The organism is Arhodomonas sp. KWT (genome assembly GCF_010993615.1).
The window spans coordinates 1-512 of the sequence record NZ_WNXE01001144.1 but is presented as its reverse complement, the minus strand read 5'-3'; the positions used below and the strand labels follow the sequence as shown (position 1 = coordinate 512).

Annotated in this window: 1 pseudogene; it reads left to right on the top strand. The window is 72.1% G+C overall.

From position 1 onward, the window contains the following. Positions 1-512, top strand: a pseudogene (locus G7A99_RS24620) (transketolase); the annotation flags it as partial.

The window sequence follows — 512 nt, the reverse complement described above, 5'->3', positions numbered from 1 at the left end:
ACCGTCTACGCCGGCTGGGACGCCCGGAGTGAGGGCGAGCGCGCCGAGGCGCAGTGGCGCGAGACCTTCGCCGCGTACGAGGCCGCTCATCCCGAGCTCGCCCGGGACTTCCGCCGGCGCATGGCCGGCGAGCTGCCCGAGCGCCTGGCCGGGCACCTGGAGGCGGCCATCGCCCAGGCCCAGGAGGCCGGCGACTCGATGGCCACGCGCAAGGCCTCGCAGGCCGCGCTCAATGCCGTCGGGCCGTACATGCCGGAGCTCCTCGGCGGCTCCGCCGATCTCACGGGCTCCAACAACACCTGGTGGGCGGACTGCACGCCGGTGACCGCCGCCGACGGCGACGGCAACTACGTCTTCTACGGCGTGCGCGAGTTCGGCATGGCGGCGGCGATGAACGGCATCGCCCTGCACGGCGGGTTCGTGCCCTATGGTGGCACCTTCCTGGTGTTCTCCGATTACGCCCGCAATGCCGTGCGCATGGCCGCGCTGATGAAGCAGCGCAACGTGTTCGT